Annotated in this window: 22 protein-coding genes; 20 read left to right on the top strand and 2 right to left on the bottom strand. The window is 70.4% G+C overall.

What is annotated here, in order from left to right; genetic code table 11:
* Positions 1–68: 68 nt before the first annotated feature.
* From ACIBBD_RS30305 to ACIBBD_RS30360, 12 genes are all read left to right on the top strand, one after another.
* Positions 69–611, top strand: coding sequence for a type II secretion system protein (locus tag ACIBBD_RS30305; protein ID WP_399422752.1), 543 nt, complete (start codon positions 69–71; stop codon positions 609–611).
* 161 nt (positions 612–772) lie between these two features.
* Positions 773–1,678: a pyridoxal 5'-phosphate synthase lyase subunit PdxS gene (gene pdxS, locus ACIBBD_RS30310; RefSeq protein ID WP_399422753.1), complete on the top strand. Its 906-nt coding sequence runs from the start codon at positions 773–775 to the stop codon at positions 1,676–1,678.
* Between the two features lie 32 nt (positions 1,679–1,710).
* Positions 1,711–2,316, top strand: coding sequence for a pyridoxal 5'-phosphate synthase glutaminase subunit PdxT (gene pdxT, locus ACIBBD_RS30315; RefSeq protein ID WP_399422754.1), 606 nt, complete (start codon positions 1,711–1,713; stop codon positions 2,314–2,316).
* 48 nt (positions 2,317–2,364) lie between these two features.
* On the top strand, positions 2,365–3,117 hold the full coding sequence (locus ACIBBD_RS30320; RefSeq protein WP_132853616.1) for a YebC/PmpR family DNA-binding transcriptional regulator: 753 nt from the start codon (positions 2,365–2,367) through the stop codon (positions 3,115–3,117).
* Positions 3,118–3,252: 135 nt separating this feature from the next.
* A complete protein-coding gene (gene ruvC / locus ACIBBD_RS30325; RefSeq protein WP_399422755.1) occupies positions 3,253–3,801 on the top strand; it encodes a crossover junction endodeoxyribonuclease RuvC in 549 nt (182 codons plus the stop codon).
* Positions 3,798–4,403 (top strand): Holliday junction branch migration protein RuvA, encoded by a 606-nt coding sequence (ruvA, locus tag ACIBBD_RS30330; RefSeq protein ID WP_399422756.1) that lies wholly within the window; start codon positions 3,798–3,800, stop codon positions 4,401–4,403. The genes ruvC and ruvA overlap by 4 nt, the downstream gene beginning before the upstream one ends.
* Before the next feature lie 25 nt (positions 4,404–4,428).
* On the top strand, positions 4,429–5,523 hold the full coding sequence (ruvB, locus tag ACIBBD_RS30335) for a Holliday junction branch migration DNA helicase RuvB (RefSeq protein ID WP_399422757.1): 1,095 nt from the start codon (positions 4,429–4,431) through the stop codon (positions 5,521–5,523).
* A gap of 373 nt (positions 5,524–5,896) precedes the next feature.
* Positions 5,897–6,385, top strand: a complete 489-nt coding sequence (gene yajC / locus ACIBBD_RS30340; protein WP_399422758.1) for a preprotein translocase subunit YajC — start codon at positions 5,897–5,899, stop codon at positions 6,383–6,385.
* Between the two features lie 138 nt (positions 6,386–6,523).
* Complete coding sequence (gene secD / locus ACIBBD_RS30345) at positions 6,524–8,287, top strand: protein translocase subunit SecD (protein ID WP_399422759.1); 1,764 nt, start codon at positions 6,524–6,526, stop codon at positions 8,285–8,287.
* 3 nt (positions 8,288–8,290) lie between these two features.
* On the top strand, positions 8,291–9,409 hold the full coding sequence (gene secF / locus ACIBBD_RS30350) for a protein translocase subunit SecF (protein ID WP_399422760.1): 1,119 nt from the start codon (positions 8,291–8,293) through the stop codon (positions 9,407–9,409).
* On the top strand, positions 9,406–9,945 hold the full coding sequence (locus ACIBBD_RS30355) for an adenine phosphoribosyltransferase (protein WP_399422761.1): 540 nt from the start codon (positions 9,406–9,408) through the stop codon (positions 9,943–9,945). Before secF ends, ACIBBD_RS30355 begins: the two co-directional genes overlap by 4 nt.
* 181 nt (positions 9,946–10,126) lie before the next feature.
* Complete coding sequence (locus ACIBBD_RS30360; protein WP_399422762.1) at positions 10,127–12,661, top strand: RelA/SpoT family protein; 2,535 nt, start codon at positions 10,127–10,129, stop codon at positions 12,659–12,661.
* A 71-nt stretch (positions 12,662–12,732) separates the two neighbouring features.
* Here the strand turns inward: ACIBBD_RS30360 and ACIBBD_RS30365 are convergent, their stop codons facing one another.
* Together ACIBBD_RS30365 and ACIBBD_RS30370 are read right to left on the bottom strand one after the other, a co-directional pair.
* Positions 12,733–13,962 carry a DUF349 domain-containing protein gene (locus ACIBBD_RS30365; protein ID WP_399422764.1) on the bottom strand — a complete coding sequence of 410 codons (1,230 nt, stop codon included), beginning with the start codon at positions 13,960–13,962 and terminating at the stop codon, positions 12,733–12,735.
* Positions 13,963–14,105: 143 nt separating this feature from the next.
* Positions 14,106–14,921 (bottom strand): peptidylprolyl isomerase, encoded by an 816-nt coding sequence (locus ACIBBD_RS30370; protein ID WP_399422765.1) that lies wholly within the window; start codon positions 14,919–14,921, stop codon positions 14,106–14,108.
* 180 nt (positions 14,922–15,101) lie between these two features.
* On the opposite strand from ACIBBD_RS30370, the gene ACIBBD_RS30375 reads away from it, so the two are divergent.
* From ACIBBD_RS30375 to alaS, 8 genes are all read left to right on the top strand, one after another.
* Positions 15,102–15,809, top strand: a complete 708-nt coding sequence (locus ACIBBD_RS30375; RefSeq protein ID WP_399422766.1) for an MBL fold metallo-hydrolase — start codon at positions 15,102–15,104, stop codon at positions 15,807–15,809.
* Positions 15,810–15,822: 13 nt separating this feature from the next.
* Complete coding sequence (gene hisS, locus ACIBBD_RS30380) at positions 15,823–17,085, top strand: histidine--tRNA ligase (protein ID WP_399422767.1); 1,263 nt, start codon at positions 15,823–15,825, stop codon at positions 17,083–17,085.
* A 200-nt stretch (positions 17,086–17,285) separates the two neighbouring features.
* Positions 17,286–17,945 carry a vitamin K epoxide reductase family protein gene (locus ACIBBD_RS30385; RefSeq protein ID WP_399422768.1) on the top strand — a complete coding sequence of 220 codons (660 nt, stop codon included), beginning with the start codon at positions 17,286–17,288 and terminating at the stop codon, positions 17,943–17,945.
* A 65-nt stretch (positions 17,946–18,010) separates the two neighbouring features.
* Positions 18,011–19,366: a replication-associated recombination protein A gene (locus ACIBBD_RS30390; RefSeq protein ID WP_399422769.1), complete on the top strand. Its 1,356-nt coding sequence runs from the start codon at positions 18,011–18,013 to the stop codon at positions 19,364–19,366.
* A gap of 335 nt (positions 19,367–19,701) precedes the next feature.
* On the top strand, positions 19,702–20,316 hold the full coding sequence (rpsD, locus tag ACIBBD_RS30395; protein WP_324788627.1) for a 30S ribosomal protein S4: 615 nt from the start codon (positions 19,702–19,704) through the stop codon (positions 20,314–20,316).
* Positions 20,317–20,536: 220 nt separating this feature from the next.
* Entirely contained in the window at positions 20,537–20,971 is a 435-nt protein-coding gene (locus ACIBBD_RS30400; RefSeq protein WP_399422770.1) for a DUF948 domain-containing protein, read from the top strand.
* A 7-nt stretch (positions 20,972–20,978) separates the two neighbouring features.
* Positions 20,979–21,347 carry a hypothetical protein gene (locus ACIBBD_RS30405; protein ID WP_399422771.1) on the top strand — a complete coding sequence of 123 codons (369 nt, stop codon included), beginning with the start codon at positions 20,979–20,981 and terminating at the stop codon, positions 21,345–21,347.
* Positions 21,347–24,019 carry an alanine--tRNA ligase gene (alaS, locus tag ACIBBD_RS30410; protein ID WP_399422772.1) on the top strand — a complete coding sequence of 891 codons (2,673 nt, stop codon included), beginning with the start codon at positions 21,347–21,349 and terminating at the stop codon, positions 24,017–24,019. Before ACIBBD_RS30405 ends, alaS begins: the two co-directional genes overlap by 1 nt.
* The last annotated feature ends 23 nt before the right edge of the window (positions 24,020–24,042 follow it).

Raw genomic sequence — 24,042 nt, forward strand, 5'->3', positions numbered from 1 at the left:
GCGCTCGGTGACGCCCACCCGACAACCCTCGGCTCGACGGGCGGAGCGCCCCGGTAGCCTTGCCGCCCGTGACCGCAACCCTCATCTGGATCCTCGTCGTCCTCGCCGTGATCGGCCTGTACCTCAGCTGGACCGCGGGGCGCCTGGACCGGCTGCACGCCCGCATCGACGCCGCCCGCGCCGCACTGGACGCGCAACTGCTGCGCAGGGCGTCCGTGGCCCAGGAACTGGCCACCTCCGGGGTGCTCGACCCGGCCGCGTCGATCGTGCTCTACGAGGCGGCGCACGCCGCCCGGCAGGCCGAGGAGGAGCAGCGGGAGGTCGCCGAGAGCGAGCTCAGCCAGGCCCTGCGGGCGGTCTTCGCGGACCCGCGGCAACTGGAGGTCGTCCGCGAGGCGCACGGCGGAGAGGCCGCGGCCCGTGAACTGGCGGAGGCCGTCCGGCGCGTTCCCATGGCCCGCCGGTTCCACAACGACACCGTGGGCGCCGCCCGCCGGCTGCGCGAGCACCGCAAGGTGCGCTGGTTCCGGCTGGCCGGTCACGCCCCGTTCCCGATGGCCTTCGAGATGGACGACGAGCCCCCGGCGGTGCTGACCGACCGCGCGGCCTGAGCGGACGGCCGACGCCGGGCGCCGTGTCGCACGCCGTCCGTGGAGCGTCCCCGAACCGAAAAGGATCCACCGACTTCTCATTGGCCCTTGCTGTGGACTGGTCCACTCGCGTTTCCTCGGTGCTTGCAGAGAACCCTCTTCCACTCCAGTGAGGTCAACCCGTGTCCAGCACCGAGAACCAGGCTCCCGCGACCGGCACCGCGCGCGTGAAGCGTGGCATGGCCGAGCAGCTCAAGGGCGGCGTGATCATGGACGTCGTCACGCCGGAGCAGGCGAAGATCGCCGAGGACGCGGGGGCCGTCGCCGTCATGGCCCTGGAGCGGGTCCCGGCCGACATCCGCAAGGACGGCGGCGTGGCCCGCATGTCCGACCCGGACATGATCGAGGGCATCATCGACGCCGTCTCGATCCCGGTCATGGCCAAGTCCCGCATCGGCCACTTCGTCGAGGCCCAGGTCCTGCAGTCGCTCGGCGTGGACTACATCGACGAGTCCGAGGTGCTCACCCCGGCCGACGAGGTCAACCACTCCGACAAGTGGGCCTTCACCACCCCGTTCGTCTGCGGCGCCACCAACCTGGGCGAGGCCCTGCGCCGTATCGCCGAGGGTGCCGCGATGATCCGCTCCAAGGGCGAGGCCGGCACCGGCAACGTCGTCGAGGCCGTCCGCCACCTGCGTCAGATCAAGAACGAGATCGCCAAGCTGCGCGGCTTCGACAACCACGAGCTGTACGCCGCCGCCAAGGAGCTGCGCGCCCCGTACGAGCTGGTCAAGGAGGTCGCCGAGCTGGGCAAGCTGCCGGTGGTCCTCTTCTCCGCCGGTGGCGTCGCCACCCCGGCCGACGCCGCTCTGATGCGTCAGCTCGGCGCCGAGGGCGTCTTCGTCGGCTCCGGCATCTTCAAGTCGGGCGACCCGGCCAAGCGCGCCGCCGCCATCGTCAAGGCGACCACCTTCTACGACGACCCGAAGATCATCGCGGACGCGTCGCGCAACCTCGGCGAGGCCATGGTCGGCATCAACTGCGACACCCTCCCCGAGACCGAGCGCTACGCCAACCGCGGCTGGTGAAGCAGCCTCAGTAAGGACCCGGAACCCCTCCCATGAACACTCCTGTCACAGGCGTCCTGGCCCTCCAGGGCGACGTACGGGAGCACCTCATCGCCCTGGCCGCGGCCGACGCCGTGGCCAGGCCGGTGCGGCGCCCCGAGGAACTCGCCGAGGTCGACGGTCTGGTCATCCCCGGCGGTGAGTCCACGACCATCTCCAAGCTGGCCGTCCTGTTCGGCGTGATGGAGCCGCTCCGCGCGCGCGTGCGCGACGGAATGCCCGTCTACGGCACCTGCGCGGGCATGATCATGCTCGCCGACAAGATCCTGGACCCTCGCTCGGGCCAGGAGACCGTCGGCGGCATCGACATGATCGTGCGCCGCAACGCCTTCGGGCGGCAGAACGAGTCCTTCGAGGCGGCGGTCGACGTCAAGGGCGTCGACGGCGACCCCGTGGAGGGCGTCTTCATCCGCGCCCCCTGGGTCGAGTCCGTCGGTGCCGAGGCCGAGGTGCTCGCCGAGCACGACGGGCACATCGTCGCCGTCCGCCAGGGCAACGCGCTCGCCACGTCGTTCCACCCGGAGCTGACCGGCGACCACCGCGTGCACTCCCTGTTCGTCGACATGGTGCGCGCGAACCGGGCGGCGGAGTCCTTGTAGGATCTCTGGCGTTCGTATCTGGATGGGTTACGCGAAGGAGACAGGCAGATGTCCGGCCACTCTAAATGGGCCACGACGAAGCACAAGAAGGCCGTGATCGACGCCAAGCGCGGCAAGCTCTTCGCGAAGCTCATCAAGAACATCGAGGTCGCGGCGCGTATGGGCGGTGTCGACCTCGAGGGCAACCCGACGCTCTACGACGCCGTCCAGAAGGCCAAGAAGCAGTCGGTGCCGAACAAGAACATCGACTCCGCCATCAAGCGCGGTGGCGGTCTCGAGGCCGGCGGCGCCGACTACGAAACGATCATGTACGAGGGCTACGGCCCGAACGGTGTCGCGGTGCTCATCGAGTGCCTCACCGACAACCGCAACCGCGCCGCCTCCGAGGTCCGCGTCGCCATGACCCGCAACGGCGGCTCCATGGCCGACCCGGGTTCGGTGTCGTACCTCTTCAACCGCAAGGGCGTCGTGATCGTCCCCAAGGGTGAGCTGACCGAGGACGACGTCCTGGGCGCCGTGCTGGACGCGGGTGCCGAGGAGGTCAACGACCTCGGTGAGAACTTCGAGGTCATCAGCGAGGCCACCGACCTGGTCGCGGTCCGCACGGCCCTTCAGGACGCCGGCATCGACTACGACTCCGCCGAGGCCAACTTCGTCCCGACCATGCAGGTCGAGCTGGACGAGGAGGGCGCCAAGAAGATCTTCAAGCTGATCGACGCGCTGGAGGACAGCGACGACGTGCAGAACGTCTTCGCCAACTTCGACGTCAGCGACGAGGTCATGGAGAAGGTCGACGCGTAGCTCCGCCGCGGCTGCACCGGCTCAACGGGCCGACGGGACACACCCGTCGGCCCGTCGCTTTGCCGGGCGCCGCCGGCGGCCGTTTGTCAGTGGCACCCGATAGCCTGCACAAACAGGAGATCGAAGGAGGGGCGCGTGCGCGTACTCGGGGTGGACCCCGGCCTGACGCGGTGCGGTGTCGGTGTCGTCGAGGGAGTCGCGGGCCGCCCGCTCACCATGCTCGGCGTCGGCGTCGTCCGTACGCCCGCCGGCGCCGAGTTGGGACAGCGGCTCGTCGCCGTCGAGCAGGGCATCGAGCAGTGGCTGGACGAGCACCGGCCCGAATACGTCGCCGTGGAGCGCGTGTTCAGCCAGCACAACGTCCGTACGGTGATGGGCACCGCCCAGGCCAGCGCCGTCGCCATGCTGTGCGCCGCCCGTCGCGGCATCCCCGTCGCCCTGCACACCCCCAGCGAGGTCAAGGCCGCCGTCACCGGCAGCGGCCGCGCCGACAAGGCACAGGTGGGCGCCATGGTGACGCGCCTGCTGCGACTCGGCGCGCCGCCCAAGCCGGCCGACGCGGCCGACGCCCTCGCCCTGGCCATCTGCCACATCTGGCGCGCCCCCGCGCAGAACCGCCTCCAGCAGGCCGTCGCCCTGCACGCGGCCACAGCACCGAACACGTCGAAAGGCCGTACGGCATGATCGCCTTCGTGAGCGGCACGGTCGCCGCACTCGCTCCGGACGCCGCGGTGGTCGAGGTGGGCGGGGTCGGCATGGCCGTGCAGTGCACGCCGAACACCCTGTCCACGCTCCGCCTCGGCCAGCCCGCCAAGCTCGCCACCTCCCTCGTCGTACGGGAGGACTCCCTGACCCTGTACGGCTTCGCCGACGACGACGAGCGGCAGGTCTTCCAGCTGCTCCAGACGGCCAGCGGCGTCGGCCCGCGCCTGGCCCAGGCCATGCTCGCCGTGCACACCCCGGACGCCCTGCGCAGAGCCGTCGCCACCGGGGACGAGAAGGCACTGACCGCCGTCCCCGGCATCGGCAAGAAGGGCGCCCAGAAGCTGCTGCTCGAGCTGAAGGACCGCCTGGGCGAGCCGGTCGGCGCCCCCGCGATCGGCGCGCCGGTCACCCAGGGCTGGCGGGACCAGCTGCACGCCGCCCTGATCGGCCTGGGATACGCCACCCGCGAGGCCGACGAGGCCGTGTCGGCCGTGGCACCCCAGGCAGAGGCAGCCGACGGCACGCCCCAGGTGGGCCAGTTGCTGAGGGCGGCCCTGCAGACCCTGAACCGAGCCCGCTGACCGACCAGACCCCGAGGCACATCACATGAACTGGGACGAGACGACCGACACCTCCGCCACCGAGCGGCCCGTCGGCCCCGCCGCGGAGCGGCTGGTGGGCTCCGTCGCCGACCGTGAGGACCAGGCCGTCGAGGCCGCCCTGCGCCCCAAGGACCTGGGCGAGTTCATCGGCCAGGAGAAGGTCCGCGAACAGCTGGACCTCGTCCTGCGCGCCGCACGCGCGCGGGGGGCGACCGCCGACCACGTGCTGCTCTCGGGCGCCCCCGGCCTCGGCAAGACCACCCTCTCGATGATCATCGCCGCCGAGATGGGCGCCCCGATCCGCATCACGTCCGGGCCGGCCATCCAGCACGCCGGAGACCTCGCCGCGATCCTCTCCTCCCTCCAGGAGGGGGAGGTCCTCTTCCTCGACGAGATCCACCGCATGTCCCGGCCCGCCGAGGAGATGCTCTACATGGCGATGGAGGACTTCCGGGTCGACGTCATCGTCGGCAAGGGCCCCGGCGCCACCGCCATCCCCCTGGAACTGCCCCCCTTCACACTGGTCGGTGCCACCACGCGCGCGGGCCTGCTGCCGCCCCCGCTGCGCGACCGCTTCGGCTTCACCGCGCACATGGAGTTCTACGAACCCGCCGAACTCGAACGCGTCATCCACCGCTCGGCGAGCCTCCTCGACGTCGAGATCGACACCGCCGGCGCCGCCGAGATCGCCGGCCGCTCCCGCGGCACGCCCCGCATCGCCAACCGTCTGCTGCGCCGCGTCCGCGACTACGCGCAGGTCAAGGCCGACGGCGTCATCACGCGCGAGATCGCCTCGGCGGCCCTCGCCGTCTACGAGGTCGACGCCCGCGGTCTCGACCGCCTCGACCGGGCGGTCCTGGAGGCCCTGCTGAAGCTGTTCGGCGGGGGGCCGGTCGGCCTGTCCACGCTCGCCGTCGCGGTGGGGGAGGAGCGCGAGACCGTCGAAGAGGTCGCCGAACCCTTCCTGGTCCGCGAGGGCCTGCTCGCCCGCACCCCGCGCGGCCGTGTCGCCACCCCGGCGGCCTGGACCCACCTGGGTCTCACCCCGCCCCGCTCCACCACGGCCGGAAACGGACAACAGGACCTGTTCGGGGCGTGACCGGCCCGCGAGCCGCCGCGAGACCGCCGAGGGAGCGGCCCCGCGAGGCCGCGGCGAGGCCGCCGAGAGGGCGGCCGCGGAGAGGGCGGGCGCGGAGAGGGCGCGTGGTGCGCACACCCGGCGGATGCCGCGCCGGCCCGTGACGGCGGTCACGAAACGGGACGGACCGGTCGGGGGGCCCGCACCGGCCGGACATCAGGAGGGCATCGGCGAGGGCATTGGCCGGGCCAGGAACCCAGGTGCCATGCTGAACGTTGTTCCCTGCGCGCGGACTCGCTTAGACTCCGCCGATGCCGCCGTTGTCGGCAGCACACCAACACCCCCAACCATCAGGCCGCTCACCATCGCGGTCGCGTGAAGGAAGTACCGACCCGTGAGTCTCGTGACCCTCCTCCCGTTCATCGTGCTCATCGGGGCCATGTTCCTGATGACCCGGTCGGCGAAGAAGAAGCAGCAGCAGGCCGTGGAAATGCGGAACGCCATGCAGCCCGGCAGTGGAATCCGCACCATCGGGGGCATGTACGCGACGGTCAAGGAGGTCAACGAGGACACCGTCCTCGTCGACGCCGGCCCGGGGGTGGAGCTGCTCTTCGCGAAGAACGCCATCGGCGCCGTCCTGACCGACGACGAGTACAACCGCATCGTCCACGGCATCGAGCACGACCTGAAGTCCGACTCGGACCTCGTCCCGGACGACGCCTCCTCCCTCACCGGGACCGACGAGTCCGCCGACGCCGCCGCCGCCTCCGACGACAAGCCCGTCGACCTCGGCAAGAAGGACGAGACCGAGGAGCGGACCGCCGACACCGAGGCCGACGAAGAGCCGAAGAAGACCGACGGCGACTCCGACGCGAAGAAGTAGCCAAGCCCCCCGGGGGCCGCGGGCGTGCCCCGCGCGCCCCGGGGCGCGCGCATCTCGCACATAGGGGATCCCGACACCATGTCATGGCCGCCGCCGCGCTGACCCGGCGCGAGGCGGCCCGAGAGGGAGTACGAGAAGGTGGCAGCACCTAAAAAGGGGCGGAGCGCGAGTGCCCAGAGCAAGCCGGGGCGCTCGCTGGCCCTGATCCTGATCGCCATCGTGGCGCTCACCGGGGGAATGTTCCTCTCGGGGCACACCACCCCGCGTCTCGGCATCGACCTTGCCGGCGGGACGAGCATCACGCTCGAGGCGAAGGCCGACCAGGGGTCCGCGATCAACAAGGCCAACATGGACACCGCGGTGGAGATCATGAACCGCCGTGTCAACGGCCTGGGCGTCTCCGAGGCGGAGGTGCAGACCCAGGGCGACCGCAACATCATCGTGAACATCCCCAAGGGCACCAACTCCAAGGAAGCCCGGGAACAGGTCGGCACCACCGCGAAGCTGTACTTCCGTCCGGTCCTGGCCAGCGAGCCCACCGGCTCCGCGGCGAGCGACTCGCCGAGCCCGTCGGCCACCGGCTCGTCCACCGCCTCGCCGACCCCCTCCACCAGCGCCTCCGCCGGTGAGAAGGCCTCCTCCTCCGCGTCCCCGTCGGCCTCCGCCACCTCCCAGGGCCGCGCCGTGACCGACGCGCTGAAGGCCGACCCCTCCCCGTCGGCGTCCGCGAGCGCCAGCGCCTCCGCCAGCCCGTCCGCCTCCGCGAGCGACGCCGCCACCGGCGAGGCCGCGCTCCAGGCGACGTACACCTCCCTGGACTGCTCGAAGGCGTCCGTCCGCGCCGAGGCCGGCGAGGGCGCCAAGCCCGGCGACTCGACCGTGGGCTGCGGCGAGATCCAGGGCGTCTGGTACAAGTACCTGCTCGGCCCGGCCGCCGTCGACGGCACCGAGGTCGACAAGGCCCAGGCCGTCTACGACACGCAGACCGCCGCCGGCTGGCAGGTCACCATGGACTTCAACTCCAAGGGTGCGAAGAAGTTCGCGGACATCACGGCCCAGCTGGCGCAGAACCAGGACCCGCAGAACCAGTTCGGCATCGTCCTCGACGGCGAGGTCGTCTCCAGCCCGTACGTCAGCTCCTCCATCACCGGCGGCCAGGCGCAGATCTCCGGAAGCTTCACGCAGGAGGAGGCGCAGAACCTGGCCAACATGCTCTCCTACGGTGCGCTTCCGCTCTCCTTCCAGGAGCAGAGCGTCACCACGGTGACCGCCGCGCTCGGCGGTGACCAGCTGCACGCCGGTCTGCTCGCCGGCGCCATCGGCCTCGCCCTGGTCGTCATCTACCTGGTGGCCTACTACCGCGGCCTGTCCCTCATCGCGATCGCCTCGCTGCTGGTCTCCGCGGCCCTCACCTACGTGCTCATGGCACTGCTCGGTCCGGCCATCGGCTTCGCGCTGAACCTGCCGGCCGTCTGCGGTGCGATCGTCGCCATCGGCATCACCGCGGACTCGTTCATCGTGTACTTCGAACGCGTCCGGGACGAGATCCGCGAGGGCCGCTCCCTGCGCCCCGCCGTCGAGCGGGCCTGGCCGCGCGCCCGGCGCACCATCCTGGTCTCCGACTTCGTGTCGTTCCTCGCCGCCGCGGTGCTGTTCATCGTCACCGTCGGCAAGGTCCAGGGCTTCGCGTTCACGCTGGGTCTGACCACCGTCCTCGACGTCGTCGTCGTCTTCTTCTTCACCAAGCCGCTGATGACGCTGGCCGCGCGCCGGAAGTTCTTCGCGAGCGGTCACAAGTGGTCCGGCCTCGACCCGAAGAGCCTGGGCGCCAAGCCGCCGCTGCGCCGCACCCGCCGTCCCGCCGGTACTGCCGCCGGCCCCGTCGAGACGAAGGAGGCGTGAGCGATGTCGAAACTCGGCAACCTCGGCGCCCGACTGCACCGTGGTGAGATCAGCTACGACTTCATCGGTCACCGCAAGATCTGGTACGGCATCTCGATCCTGATCACCATCACGGCCATCGTCGGCCTGGCGGTCCGCGGCCTGAACATGGGCATCGACTTCCAGGGCGGCGCCGTCTTCACCACCGCGAAGAACATCAGCGTCTCCGTCTCCGAGGCGGAGAGCGCCGCGGAGGAGGTGGCCGGCCACGAGGCGATCGTGCAGAAGCTCGGCGACGGCTCGCTGCGCATCCAGATCGCCGGCATGGACACCCAGCAGTCCGACAAGGTCAAGACCGCCCTCGCCGAGGACTTCAACGTCGACTCGGAGTCGATCGCGGCCGACCTGGTCGGTCCCAGCTGGGGTGACCAGATCGCCGACAAGGCCTGGCAGGGCCTGGCGATCTTCATGGTCCTGGTCGTGATCTACCTGGCGATCGCCTTCGAGTGGCGCATGGCCATCGCCGCGCTCGTCGCCCTGATCCACGACATCACCATCACCGTCGGCATCTACGCCCTCGTCGGCTTCGAGGTCACGCCGGGCACGGTGATCGGTCTGCTGACCATCCTCGGTTACTCGCTCTACGACACGGTCGTCGTCTTCGACTCCCTCAAGGAGCAGACGAAGGACCTCACCAAGCAGACCCGCTGGACCTACAGCGACGTCGCGAACCGCTCGATCAACAGCACCCTGGTCCGCTCGATCAACACCACGGTGGTCGCGCTGCTGCCGGTGGCGGGCCTGCTGTTCATCGGTGGCGGCGTCCTCGGCGCGGGCACGCTCAACGACATCTCGCTGTCGCTGTTCGTCGGCCTCGCGGCCGGTGCCTACTCCTCGATCTTCATCGCCACGCCGCTCGTCGCCGACCTCAAGGAGCGCGAGCCGCAGATCGCGGCGCTGAGGAAGCGCGTCCTGGCCAAGCGCGCCCAGGCCGCCGGCGACGAGGAGTACTCGGAGCCCCGCGGCTCCGACCTGCACGACGACGAGCCGGAGGACGCCGCGGCGGCCGCGGTCGTCGGCCCGCGCAGCCAGCCCGGCTCCCGCAGCCGGGGACGCGGCCGAGCCTCGGGGAAGCGCCGATGACCGACATCAAGGAGCTGCTGCTCAGCCGCATCCGTGACGTGGCCGACTACCCGGAGCCGGGCGTGATGTTCAAGGACATCACCCCGCTGCTCGCGGACCCGGCGGCGTTCACCGCCCTCACCGACGCGTTCGCCGAGATCGCCGAGCGCACCGGCGCCACCAAGGTCGTCGGCCTGGAGGCCCGTGGCTTCATCCTCGGCGCCCCCGTCGCCGTCCGCGCCGGCCTCGGCTTCGTCCCCGTGCGCAAGGCGGGCAAGCTCCCCGGAGCCACCCTCGCCCAGGCCTACGACCTGGAGTACGGCTCGGCCGAGATCGAGATCCACGCCGAGGACCTCACCGCCGACGACCGCATCCTGATCGTCGACGACGTCCTCGCCACCGGTGGCACCGCCGAGGCCTCGATCCAGCTCATCCAGCGCGCGGGTGCCCGGGTCGCGGGCGTCGCCGTCCTGATGGAACTCGGCTTCCTGAGCGGCCGGCCCCGCCTGGAGGCGGCCCTGGCCGGAGCGCCGCTGGAGGCGCTGCTCACGGTCTGAGCACCGTCGTACGGCGGTCGCGCACACAAGGGGCGGGCCCGGAGGAATCCGGCGCCCGCCCCTTGCGTTTCCCGGGTAGACGGCCCTCACATCGGCCTGAAGGCGATCCCGGAGCCCGGGATCGCTACGATGGGTGCTCCGGAGCCTGACCGGGGACCCGGATCGCGCACGAGGAGTCCTCTTGCCAGACGAGGCCCACCACCTGACCGCCGCCAAGCCCGAGTCCGCCTCGGCGCCCGCGGCCACGCCCGCGTCGCAAGCGCAGAACGACGCCCGCGGGCCGGTCGAGCACGACCGTTCCGCGCCCGTCGACAAGCCGGCCGAGCAGCCCCGCCCCAAGCCGGCCCCGCCCGAGCGCCCCGCGGCCACGCCCGCCGCCCGTCCGGCCACCGCGCAGCAGTCCGCCCGCTCCGGCTCCTCCAACCGCGTCCGCGCCCGTCTCGCCCGCCTCGGCGTCCAGCGCGCCAACCCCTACAACCCGGTCCTGGAACCGTTGCTGCGGATAGTCCGCAGCAACGATCCCAAGATCGAGACGTCGACGCTGCGCCAGATCGAGCGCGCCTACCAGGTCGCCGAGCGCTGGCACCGCGGCCAGAAGCGCAAGAGCGGGGACCCGTACATCACGCACCCGCTCGCGGTGACGACGATCCTCGCCGAACTGGGCATGGATCCGGCCACTCTGATGGCGGGCCTGCTGCACGACACCGTCGAGGACACCGAGTACGGCCTGGACGACCTGCGCCGCGACTTCGGTGACGTGGTCGCCCTGCTCGTCGACGGCGTCACCAAGCTGGACAAGGTCAAGTTCGGCGAGGCCGCGCAGGCCGAGACCGTGCGCAAGATGGTCGTCGCCATGGCCAAGGACCCGCGCGTCCTGGTCATCAAGCTCGCCGACCGCCTGCACAACATGCGCACCATGCGCTACCTCAAGCGCGAGAAGCAGGAGAAGAAGGCGCGCGAGACCCTCGAGATCTACGCGCCGCTCGCCCATCGCCTGGGCATGAACACCATCAAGTGGGAGCTGGAGGACCTCGCCTTCGCGATCCTCTATCCCAAGATGTACGACGAGATCGTGCGCCTGGTCGCCGAGCGCGCCCCCAAGCGCGACGAGTACCTGGCCATAGTGACCGACGAGGTGCAGGCCGACCTGCGGGCGGCCCGTATCAAGGCGACGGTCACCGGCCGGCCGAAGCACTACTACAGCGTCTACCAGAAGATGATCGTCCGCGGCCGTGACTTCGCGGAGATCTACGACCTGGTGGGCATCCGCGTCCTCGTGGACACCGTCCGGGACTGCTACGCGGCCCTCGGCACGGTCCACGCGCGATGGAACCCGGTCCCCGGCCGGTTCAAGGACTACATCGCGATGCCCAAGTTCAACATGTACCAGTCGCTGCACACGACGGTCATCGGGCCCAACGGCAAGCCGGTCGAGCTCCAGATCCGCACCTTCGACATGCACCGCCGCGCCGAGTACGGCATCGCCGCGCACTGGAAGTACAAGCAGGAAGCCGTCGCCGGTGCCTCAAAGGTCCGCACGGACGCGCCGAAGACGTCCGGCAAGGACAAGGACGCCATCAACGACATGGCGTGGCTCAGGCAGCTCCTGGACTGGCAGAAGGAGACCGAGGACCCGAGCGAGTTCCTGGAGTCGCTGCGCTTCGACCTCTCCCGCAACGAGGTCTTCGTCTTCACCCCGAAGGGCGACGTCATCGCGCTCCCGGCCGGGGCCACGCCGGTGGACTTCGCGTACGCGGTCCACACGGAGGTCGGCCACCGGACCATAGGGGCGCGGGTCAACGGCAGGCTCGTACCGCTCGAGTCCACCCTGGACAACGGCGACCTGGTGGAGGTCTTCACCTCCAAGGCGCCCGGCGCCGGCCCGTCCCGCGACTGGCTCGGCTTCGTCAAGTCGCCGCGCGCCCGCAACAAGATCCGGGGCTGGTTCTCCAAGGAGCGCCGCGACGAGGCGATCGAGCAGGGCAAGGACGCCATCGCGCGCGCGATGCGCAAGCAGAACCTGCCCATCCAGCGCATCCTCACCGGCGACTCGCTGGTGACGCTGGCGCACGAGATGCGCTACCCGGACATCTCCTCGCTGTACGCGGCGATCGGCGAGGGCCACGTGGCCGCGCAGAACGTCGTACAGAAGCTGGTGCAGGCCCTCGGCGGCGAGGAGGCCGCCACCGAGGAGATCGACGAGGCGGTTCCGCCGTCCCGCACCCGCGGCCGCAAGCGGCGCACCAACACCGACCCCGGTGTCGTGGTCAAGGGTGTCGAGGACGTCTGGGTGAAGCTGGCCCGCTGCTGTACGCCCGTCCCCGGTGACCCGATCATCGGATTCGTGACGCGCGGTAGTGGCGTATCGGTTCACCGCAGCGACTGCGTCAACGTGGAGTCACTGTCCCGTGAGCCGGAACGGATCCTCGACGTCGAGTGGGCGCCGACCCAGTCCTCGGTCTTCCTGGTCGCCATCCAGGTCGAGGCGCTGGACCGCTCCCGGCTCCTCTCGGACGTCACCCGCGTCCTGTCGGACCAGCACGTCAACATCCTCTCCGCGGCCGTCCAGACCTCCCGCGACCGCGTCGCCACCTCCCGCTTCACCTTCGAGATGGGCGACCCCAAGCACCTGGGCCACGTCCTGAAGGCCGTACGGGGCGTGGAGGGCGTGTACGACGTCTACCGCGTGACCTCCGCGCGCCGGCCCTCGGAGTAGGCCCCGAACGCCAAGAGGCCCCCGTACGCGACGTACGGGGGCCTCTTCGGGTGAAAGCGGCGGGCGCCGGATCAGCCGCCGAACTCCTGCAGACCCTTCAGCGCCTGCTCCAGCAGCGCCTGACGGCCCTCCAGCTCCCGCTCCAGCTTGTCGGCCCTGGCGGTGTTGCCCTGGGCACGCGCCTGCTCGATCTGGGACCGCAGCTTGTCCACCGCCGCCTGGAGCTGACCGGTCAGACCCTCGGCACGCGCGCGTGCCTCCGGGTTCGTCCGGCGCCACTCGGCCTCCTCGGCCTCCTGGAGCGCCCGCTCCACGGTGTGCATCCGGCCCTCGACCTTCGGGCGGGCGTCCCGCGGCACATGGCCGATGGCCTCCCAGCGCTCGTTGATCGAGCGGAACGCGGCCCGCGCCGCCTTCAGGTCCTCGATCGGCAGGAGCTTCTCGGCCTCCTCGGCCAGCCCTTCCTTGAGCTTCAGGTTCTCCGCCTGCTCCGCGTCCCGCTCGGCGAAGACCGAGCTGCGGGCGGCGAAGAAGACGTCCTGGGCGCCGCGGAAGCGGTTCCACAGGTCGTCCTCGTGCTCGCGCTGAGCCCGGCCCGCGGCCTTCCACTCCGCCATCAGCTCGCGGTAGCGCGCGGCCGTCGGGCCCCAGTCCGTCGAACCCGACAGCGACTCTGCCTCGGCGACCAGCCGCTCCTTGATCCGGCGGGCCTCCTCGCGCTGCGCGTCCAGCTGCGCGAAGTGCGCCTTGCGACGCTTGGAGAACGCGGAGCGCGCGTGCGAGAACCGGTGCCACAGTTCGTCGTCGGACTTGCGGTCCAGACGCGGCAGACCCTTCCAGGTGTCCACCAGCGCCCGCAGCCGCTCACCGGCCGCCCGCCACTGGTCGGACTGCGCCAGCTGCTCCGCCTCCGCGACCAGGTCCTCCTTGGCCTTGCGAGCCTCGTCGGACTGCTTGGCGCGCTGCTGCTTGCGCTCCTCGCGGCGCGCCTCGACCGTCGCCACCAGCTTGTCCAGCCGCGCCCGCAGCGCGTCCAGGTCGCCGACCGCGTGGTGCGCGTCCACCTGCTCGCGCAGGTGGTCGATGGCGACCTGGGCGTCCTTCGTCGACAGGTCGGTGGTCCGGACTCGCTTCTCGAGGAGGCCGATCTCGACAACCAGGCCCTCGTACTTGCGTTCGAAGTAGGCCAGCGCCTCCTCGGGGGAGCCTGCCTGCCAGGAACCGACGACCTGCTCGCCGTCGGCCGTACGCACGTACACGGTCCCCGTCTCGTCGACGCGGCCCCACGGGTCGCTGCTCACAGCGCCTCCTCCACATGATGCCTGCGTGGGGCTTCGGCGCCCCCGGGCATCGTCCACAGTTTCGTCACGGCCAACATAGGCGACCGGCGGGCCGCCTGTCCGCATCCAGCACGACCGAAATTGCGCAGTTGACCGCCTTGCGGTCAGGACTTCGTGACCGTCGCCTTGTCGATGACGACCGTCGCGTTCGGAGCACCGTCACCGGCACCCGTGTTCTCGCCCGCGGCCGCGATCTTCTTCAGGACCGTCATGCCCTCGGCCGACACCGTACCGAACGGTGTGTAGCTGGGCGGGAGCGAGCTGTCCTGGTAGACGAGGAAGAACTGGCTGCCGCCGGTGTGCGCCTGACCGGTGTTGGCCATCGCGACCGTGCCCGCCGGGTAGACGTTGTCCTTGAGGCTCTTGTCCTTCAGGTTCTCGTCCGGGATGGTGTAGCCCGGTCCGCCGCTGCCACTGCCCGTCGGGTCGCCGCACTGGAGCACGTAGATGCCGTTGGTGGTGAGCCGGTGGCACTTGGTGTGGTCGAAGTAGCCCTTGGCCGCGAGGAAGTTGAACGAGTTCACCGTGTGCGGGGCCGCCGACGCCTTCAGCGCGACGTCTATCTCACCGCACGTCGTCGCGAGCTTCATCGTGTACTTCGCCGACTTGTCGATCGACATCGCCGGCTCCTTCTTCCAGGTCTGCGACTTGACCGAGCCCGCGGCGGGCTTCTCGCACGGGTCCTCGACCGCGCTGGGAGTCGCGGACGGAGTGGTCTGCGAGCTCGCGTTCGCCTTGTCGTCGTCCTTCAGCACGCCCGTCGTGTACAGCGCCAGGCTGCCCACCAACACCACGCCGAGCACCGACGCGATCACCGAGTTGCGCACGCGCGCCTTGCGCCGCGCGGCCGTGCGGCGCTGCTGCTGCCGCAAGAACTTCTCCCGGGCGAGCTGACGCTTGCGCTGTTCCTGGGTGACCACCGGGTTCTCTCCTCATGGGTCTCGTAGGTCGACCGGTACGCGTGCGTCCAGTGAGCCGACCGCCTGCGTGTGCCCCGTACCGTATATGGGTTCGCTGAGGAATCGGCAGCGCCGGTAGGCTCTGACGACGGGCGCAGCCGCTCGCAAGCCCTCCCGTACCGACACAAACGAAGGACGATCGTGCTCATTGCCGGGTTCCCCGCCGGGGCCTGGGGGACGAACTGTTATCTCGTCGCCCCCGCCGCCGGTGAGGAGTGCGTGATCATCGACCCGGGCCACCAGGCGGCCCCCGGAGTCGAGGAAGCGATCAGAAAGCATCGGCTCAAGCCCGTCGCCGTCGTCCTCACCCACGGCCACATCGACCACGTGGCCTCGGTCGTCCCGGTGTGCGGCGCGCACGACGTACCGGCCTGGATCCACCCCGAGGACCGGTACATGATGAGCGACCCCGAGAAGGCGCTCGGCCGGTCTATCGGCATGCCGCTGATGGGCGAGCTGACGGTGGGGGAGCCGGACGACGTCCGGGAACTGACCGACGGCACGCGACTGGACCTGGCCGGGCTGGAGTTCTCCGTCGCGCACGCGCCGGGCCATACCAAGGGGTCGGTGACCTTCCGGATGCCCGAGGCGGCGGACATCCCGTCCGTGTTCTTCTCGGGCGACCTGCTGTTCGCCGGCTCCATCGGACGCACCGACCTGCCCGGCGGTGACATGGCCGAGATGCTCGACTCGCTGGCCCGCGTGTGCCTGCCGCTCGACGACTCGACCGTGGTGCTGTCCGGCCACGGCCCCCAGACGACCATCGGCCAGGAGCGCGCCACCAACCCGTATCTGCGGCAGGTGGCCGCCGGCCAGGGAGCCCAGCCCGCTCCCCGACGAGGAATGTGACGAGAGACTTCCCGTGAGCACCTTCAAGGCCCCCAAGGGCACGTACGACCTGATCCCGCCGGACAGCGCCATGTACCTGGCCGTCCGTGAGGCGATCGCCGCGCCGCTGCGCAACTCCGGGTACGGCTACATCGAGACGCCCGGCTTCGAGAACGTCGAACTGTTCGCGCGTGGCGTCGGCGAATCCACGGACATCGTGACCAAGGAGATGTACGCCTTCGAGACCAAGGGCGGCGACAGGCTCGCCCTGCGGCCCGAGGGCACCGCGTCCGTGCTGCGCGCCGCCCTGGAGGCCAACCTCCACAAGGCGGGCAACCTGCCGGTCAAGCTCTGGTACTCGGGCTCGTACTACCGCTACGAGCGCCCCCAGAAGGGCCGCTACCGCCACTTCTCCCAGGTCGGCGCCGAGGCGATCGGCGCCGAGGACCCGGCGCTGGACGCCGAACTGATCATCCTCGCCGACCAGGCGTACCGCTCGCTGGGGCTCAGGAACTTCCGCATCCTGCTGAACAGCCTGGGCGACAAGGAGTGCCGTCCCGTCTACCGGGCCGCCCTGCAGGACTTCCTGCGCGGCCTGGACCTGGACGAGGACACGCTCCGGCGCGCGGAGATCAACCCGCTGCGTGTGCTGGACGACAAGCGCGAGTCGGTGCAGAAGCAGCTGACGGGCGCCCCCCTCCTGCGCGACTACCTCTGCGACGCCTGCAAGGCGTACCACGAGGAGGTCCGCGAGCTGATCACGGCCGCCGGTGTCGCCTTCGAGGACGACCCCAAGCTGGTCCGCGGCCTGGACTACTACACCCGCACGACCTTCGAGTTCGTCCACGACGGTCTGGGCTCGCAGTCCGCGGTGGGCGGCGGCGGCCGCTACGACGGCCTGTCCGAGATGATCGGCGGCCCCGCGCTGCCGTCCGTCGGCTGGGCCCTCGGCGTCGACCGCACGGTCCTGGCCCTGGAGGCCGAGGGGGTCGAGCTCGAACTCCCCGCGTCCACCAGCGTGTTCGCCGTCCCGCTCGGCGAGGAGGCCCGCCGCGTGCTGTTCGCCAAGGTCACCGAACTGCGCAAGCTCGGCGTCGCCGCCGACTTCTCCTACGGCGCCAAGGGCCTCAAGGGCGCCATGAAGAACGCCAACCGCAGCGGCGCCCGCTACACGATCGTCGCCGGCGAGCGGGACCTCGCCGACGGCGTCGTCCAGCTCAAGGACATGGAGTCCGGCGTGCAGACGGCGGTCGGCGTCAACGAGATCGTCGCGGAGCTGGAGTCACGGCTCGGCTGACACCCACACCGCGCGGGGGCGCCGGATGCCCGCAGGGGCGTCCGGCGCCTTCGCCGTGCCCGCCCCGTGGCCGGAACCGTGCACTCGCCGGGCGTCGCACGTTCATCCTTATGTGAAGCGAACGGTGCGTACACACGCGCGTGCGGCACAATGGCCCCTGCCCGAAGATGGTCCAGCTCTCAAGTGACGGAATCGGCGTGATGAGCAAGACGACAGTCCAAGACGTCTCCACCGAGCCCGAGCCGGAGCGCGCCGGGGCGGCCGCGCCGGGGACGGCGGGCGGCAGCCGGGCGCTCGCCCTGTTGCTGGTGATCACCGGCGCTGCCGGTCTGCTCGCCGCGTGGGTCATCACGATCGACAAGTTCAAGCTGCTCGAGGCCAAGGTCGAGGGCAAGACGTTCACGCCCGGCTGCAGCCTGAACCCCATCGTCTCCTGCGGCAGCGTCATGGAGAGCAAGCAGGCCGCCGCCTTCGGCTTCCCCAACCCGATGCTCGGCCTCGTCGCCTACGGCATCGTCGTCTGCGTCGGCATGAGCCTGCTGGCCGGCGCCCGCTTCCCCCGCTGGTACTGGCTCACCTTCAACGCCGGCACGCTTTTCGGGGTCGGCTTCTGCGCCTGGCTGATGTTCCAGTCCCTGTACCGGATCAACGCCCTGTGCCTGTGGTGCTGCCTGGCCTGGGTCGCGACGATCATCATGTTCTGGTACGTGACCTCGTTCAACGTCCGCAACGGCTTCCTGCCCGCCCCCAGCTGGCTGAAGAGCTTCTTCGGCGAGTTCACCTGGGTCCTGCCCGTGCTGCACATCGGCATCATCGGCATGCTGGTCCTGACCCGCTGGTGGGAGTTCTGGACCAGCTGACCCACGGACCGCGGGCCGTCGGCGGCCCCGGCGGGATTGTCAGTGCGGTGATTTAGGGTTTCAGCGTGGAGCCCGACCTGTTCACCGCCGCAGCAGAAGAACGCCAGGAGAAGGACCCCGCCGGCAGTCCGCTGGCGGTCCGGATGCGCCCGCGCACCCTCGACGAGGTCGTCGGCCAGCAGCACCTCCTCAAGCCGGGCTCGCCCCTGCGCCGCCTGGTCGGCGAGGGCGCCAAGGGCCCGGCCGGCCCGTCCTCGGTGATCCTCTGGGGTCCGCCCGGCACCGGCAAGACGACCCTCGCCTACGTCGTCTCCAAAGCCACCAACAAGCGCTTCGTCGAGCTGTCCGCGATCACCGCCGGAGTCAAGGAGGTCCGCGCGGTCATCGACGGCGCCCGCCGCGCCACCGGCGGCTTCGGCAAGGAGACCGTCCTCTTCCTCGACGAGATCCACCGCTTCAGCAAGGCCCAGCAGGACTCCCTCCTCCCGGCCGTCGAGAACCGCTGGGTGACCCTGATCGCGGCGACCACCGAGAACCCGTACTTCTCGGTGATCTCGCCCCTGCTGTCCCGTTCGCTGCTGCTGACCCTCGAACCCCTCACCGACGACGACCTGCGCGGCCTCATCCGGCGCGCCCTCGCCGACGACCGCGGCCTCAAGGACGCCGTCACCCTCCCCGAGGACACCGAGGCCCACCTCCTGCGCATCGCCGGGGGCGACGCCCGCCGCGCCCTGACCGCCCTGGAGGCCGCCGCCGGGGCCGCGCTCGACAAGGACGAGACGGAGATCGCCCTGTCGACGCTGGAGGAGACGGTCGACCGCGCCGCCGTGAAGTACGACCGCGACGGCGACCAGCACTACGACGTCGCCAGCGCGCTCATCAAGTCCATCCGCGGCTCCGACGTCGACGCCGCCCTGCACTACCTGGCCCGCATGATCGAGGCCGGCGAGGACCCGCGCTTCATCGCCCGCCGCCTGATGATCTCCGCCAGCGAGGACATCGGCCTCGCCGATCCGCACGCCCTGTCCATCGCGGTCGCCGCCGCCCAGGCCGTCGCCATGATCGGTTTCCCCGAGGCGGCCCTCACCCTCAGCCACGCCACCATCGCCCTCGCGCTCGCCCCCAAGTCCAACTCCGCGACGACCGCGATCGGCGCCGCGCTGGACGACGTACGCAAGGGACTGGCGGGGCCCGTGCCACCGCATCTGCGGGACGGGCACTACAAGGGCGCGGCCAAGCTGGGGCACGCACAGGGGTACGTGTACCCGCACGACCTGCCCGAGGGGATCGCCGCGCAGCAGTACGCGCCGGACGCCATCAAGGAGCGCGAGTACTACACGCCGACCCGGCACGGCGCCGAGGCGCGGTACGCGGACGCCGTGGAGTGGACCAGGAAGCACCTCGGTCGCAAGCGCTCCTGAGCACCCTGTAGACTCGGCCGAAGTGCTGCGTCCCGTGTCCGGGCCCCTGTGAAAGGGGGGCCGGCTCACCAGAGCGGGACATACAGCCGGAGACCTGGTCCGCCAGGAACTCCAGGAGCGTCGCGCACCGTCGAACGGTGTCGCGGGCAGCCCACCACCCCTTGGATCTCCGGGACGGTCGGTGGGCCACTCGCGTGCTGCACGTTGTGCCCAGACCAGGGAGCGGCTGCCCGGCAGGTCCCCGGTGGACCCGCGGGGTTTCCCAGGCTGCGGATGCGACCTCCCCTAACCCTGGTGAAGCCGTACTCGCATAAGAAACACGAGGTGTTTGGTTCATGGCGAACCAGTCCCGCCCCAAGGTCAAGAAGTCGCGTGCCCTCGGCATCGCGCTGACCCCGAAGGCCGTCAAGTACTTCGAGGCCCGCCCCTACCCGCCGGGTGAGCACGGCCGTGGCCGCAAGCAGAACTCGGACTACAAGGTCCGTCTGCTCGAGAAGCAGCGTCTGCGCGCGCAGTACGACGTGTCCGAGCGCCAGCTCGTCCGCGCCTACGAGCGTGCCTCCAAGGTCCAGGGCAAGACCGGTGAGGCCCTGATCATCGAGCTGGAGCGTCGTCTCGACGCCCTGGTCCTGCGTTCGGGCATCGCCCGCACCATCTACCAGGCCCGCCAGATGGTCGTCCACGGCCACATCGAGGTCAACGGCCAGAAGGTCGACAAGCCGTCGTTCCGCGTCCGTCCCGACGACGTCGTGATGGTCCGCGAGCGCAGCCGCGAGAAGACCCTGTTCGCGATCGCCCGTGAGGGTGGCTTCGCCCCCGACGGCGAGACCCCGCGCTACCTCCAGGTGAACCTCAAGGCCCTGGCGTTCCGCCTGGACCGTGAGCCGAACCGCAAGGAGATCCCGGTGATCTGCGACGAGCAGCTCGTCGTCGAGTACTACGCCCGCTGATTTCCCGGCGGTCGTAGCACCCCCTGCGCCTTCGCGCCCGAGCCCGCCGTCCCCCTGCCCCTCCGGGCGGGCGGGGCGGCGGGTTCACGCATGTCTGCGGGCGTTGTGGCAACCCGGCTGTCCGTACCGGCAAATCCGGTTCGGAGCGCCGCCTGTGGCGCGATAGGCTCGGTGCACGACTTTTTCGATGCAGAGGCACGTATCAGGGAGCGGGTGCGCAGTGTCCGGTGGAGAGGTGGCCGGCATCCTGGTGGCCGTGTTCTGGGCGATCCTGGTCTCCTTCCTCGCCGTCGCGCTGGCGAGGCTGGCCCAGACGCTCAGGGCGACCACCAAGCTGGTCGCGGACGTGACCGACCAGGCCGTCCCATTGCTGGCCGACGCCTCCGCGGCGGTGCGCTCGGCGCAGACCCAGATCGACCGGGTCGACGCGATCGCCTCGGACGTCCAGGAGGTCACCTCGAACGCCTCCGCGCTGTCCAGCACCGTCGCCTCCACCTTCGGCGGGCCCCTGGTGAAGGTGGCCGCCTTCGGTTACGGCGTCCGCCGGGCCCTCGGCGGCCGCAAGGACGACGTGCCCGCCAAGGGGCCCCGGCGTACCGTGATCGTGGGCCGCACCGTCCCGGCCTCACGGCGGGCGAAGCGGAAGAAGGACTGACGCAGCAATGTTCCGCCGTACCTTCTGGTTCACCACCGGCGTCGCCGCCGGTGTGTGGGCCACCACCAAGGTCAATCGCAAGCTGAAGCAGCTGACCCCCGAGAGCCTCGCCGCGACCGCGGCCAACAAGGCGCTCGAGACGGGAGCGCGCCTCAAGGACCGCGCGGTGGGCTTCGCGCTCGACGTCCGCGACAACATGGCCCAGCGGGAGGCCGAGCTGGAGGAGGCACTGGGGATCCACGAGGACCCCGAACTCCCGGCACCCCGGCGGCACGCCGCCATCGAGAACCGCAGCACACCGAAGCACGCCCAGTACATCGAGAACACGACGTACTCGCAGACGAAGCACTCGTACAACCGGAATGAGGACCACTGATGGAGTCGGCTGAGATCCGCCGCCGCTGGCTGAGCTTCTTCGAGGAGCGCGGGCACACCGTCGTCCCTTCGGCGTCGCTCATCGCGGACGACCCGACTCTGCTCCTCGTCCCGGCCGGCATGGTGCCCTTCAAGCCCTACTTCCTGGGTGAGGTCAAGCCGCCCTTCAGCCGCGCCACCAGCGTGCAGAAGTGCGTGCGCACGCCCGACATCGAAGAGGTCGGCAAGACCACCCGCCACGGCACGTTCTTCCAGATGTGCGGCAACTTCTCCTTCGGCGACTACTTCAAGGAAGGCGCCATCAAGTACGCCTGGGAGCTGCTCACCACGCCCCAGGACAAGGGCGGTTACGGCCTCGACCCCGAGCGCCTGTGGATCACCGTCTACAAGGACGACGACGAGGCCGAGCGCATCTGGCACGAGGTCGTCGGCGTGCCCAAGGAGCGCATCCAGCGCCTGGGCATGAAGGACAACTACTGGTCGATGGGCGTCCCCGGCCCGTGCGGCCCCTGTTCCGAGATCAACTACGACCGCGGCCCCGAGTTCGGCGTCGAGGGCGGCCCCGCCGTCAACGACGAACGGTACGTGGAGATCTGGAACCTCGTCTTCATGCAGTACGAGCGGGGCGAGGGCATCGGCAAGGACAACTTCGAGATCCTCGGCGAACTGCCCAGCAAGAACATCGACACGGGCCTCGGCCTGGAGCGCCTCGCCATGATTCTGCAGGGCGTGCAGAACATGTACGAGATCGACACCTCCATGGCCGTCATCAAGAAGGCCACCGAGCTGACCGGTGTGGCCTACGGCGACTCCCACGACTCGGACGTGTCCCTGCGCGTGGTCACCGACCACATGCGCACCTCCGTGATGCTCATCGGTGACGGTGTCACCCCGGGCAACGAGGGCCGCGGCTACGTGCTGCGCCGCATCATGCGCCGCGCCATCCGCAACATGCGGCTGCTCGGCGCCACCGGCCCGGTCGTCAAGGACCTGATCGACACCGTCATCGAGATGATGGGGCAGCAGTACCCGGAGCTGGTCACCGAGCGCGAGCGCATCGAGAACGTGGCCCTCGCCGAGGAGGCCCGCTTCCTCAAGACGCTGAACGCCGGCACCAACGTGCTGGACACCGCCGTCGCCGAGACCAAGGCCTCCGGTTCCGGTGTCCTCTCCGGCGACAAGGCCTTCCTGCTCCACGACACCTGGGGCTTCCCGATCGACCTCACGCTGGAGATGGCCGCCGAACAGGGCCTCTCCGTGGACGAGGACGGCTTCCGCCGCCTGATGAAGGAGCAGCGGGAGCGCGCCAAGGCCGACGCCCAGGCCAAGAAGACCGGCCACGCCGGGGCCGGCGCCTACCGCGAGATCGCCGACAAGGCCGGTGAGACCGAGTTCATCGGCTACACGGACACCGACGGCGAGTCCACGGTCGTCGGCATCCTGGTCAACGGCGCCTCCTCGCCGGCCGCCACCGAGGGCGACGAGGTCGAGATCGTCCTCGACCGCACCCCGTTCTACGCCGAGGGCGGCGGTCAGATCGGCGACACCGGCCGCATCAAGGTCGACACGGGCGCCGTCATCGAGGTCCGTGACTGCCAGAAGCCGGTTCCGGGCGTCTACGTCCACAAGGGCGTCGTCCAGGTCGGCGAGGTCACCGTCGGCGCCAAGGCCCACGCCTCGATCGACGCCCGCCGCCGCACGGCCATCGCCCGCGCCCACTCGGCCACCCACCTGACCCACCAGGCCCTGCGCGACGCCCTCGGTCCGACGGCCGCCCAGGCCGGATCCGAGAACCAGCCCGGCCGCTTCCGCTTCGACTTCGGCTCCCCGTCCGCCGTTCCGACGGCCGTGATGACCGACGTCGAGCAGAAGATCAACGAGGTGCTCGCCCGCGACCTCGACGTGCGCGCCGACGTCATGGGCATCGACGAGGCCAAGAAGCAGGGCGCCATCGCCGAGTTCGGCGAGAAGTACGGCGAACGCGTCCGCGTGGTGACCATCGGCGACTTCTCCAAGGAGCTGTGCGGCGGCACGCACGTCCACAACACCGCCCAGCTCGGCCTGGTGAAGCTGCTCGGCGAGTCGTCGATCGGTTCCGGGGTGCGCCGTATCGAGGCCCTCGTCGGTGTGGACGCCTACAACTTCCTCGCCCGTGAGCACACGGTCCTGGCCCAGCTCCAGGAGCTGATCAAGGGCCGCCCGGAGGAGCTCCCGGAGAAGGTCTCCGCCATGCTCGGCAAGCTGAAGGACGCCGAGAAGGAGATCGAGAAGTTCCGCGCCGAGAAGGTGCTCCAGGCCGCCGCCGGTCTCGCCGAGTCCGCCAAGGACGTGCGCGGTGTCGCCCTCGTGACCGGTCAGGTCCCGGACGGCACGACCGCCGACGACCTGCGCAGGCTCGTCCTCGACGTGCGGGGCCGCATCCAGGGCGGCCGGGCCGCCGTGGTCGCCCTGTTCGCCGTGGCGAACGGCAAGCCGCTCACGGTCATCGCCACCAACGAGGCAGCCCGCGAGCGCGGCCTCAAGGCCGGCGACCTGGTCCGTACGGCCGCCAAGACCCTCGGCGGCGGCGGTGGCGGCAAGCCGGACGTCGCCCAGGGCGGTGGCCAGAACCCGGCCGCCGTCGGTGAGGCCGTCGAGGCCGTCGAGCGCCTCGTGGCGGAAACGGCCAAGTGAGCGCCGACCGGCAGACGAGCGGG

Origin of the sequence: Streptomyces sp. NPDC051315 (assembly GCF_044455165.1) — a bacterium.
In the GTDB taxonomy this organism is placed as follows: Bacteria; Actinomycetota; Actinomycetes; order Streptomycetales; family Streptomycetaceae; genus Streptomyces.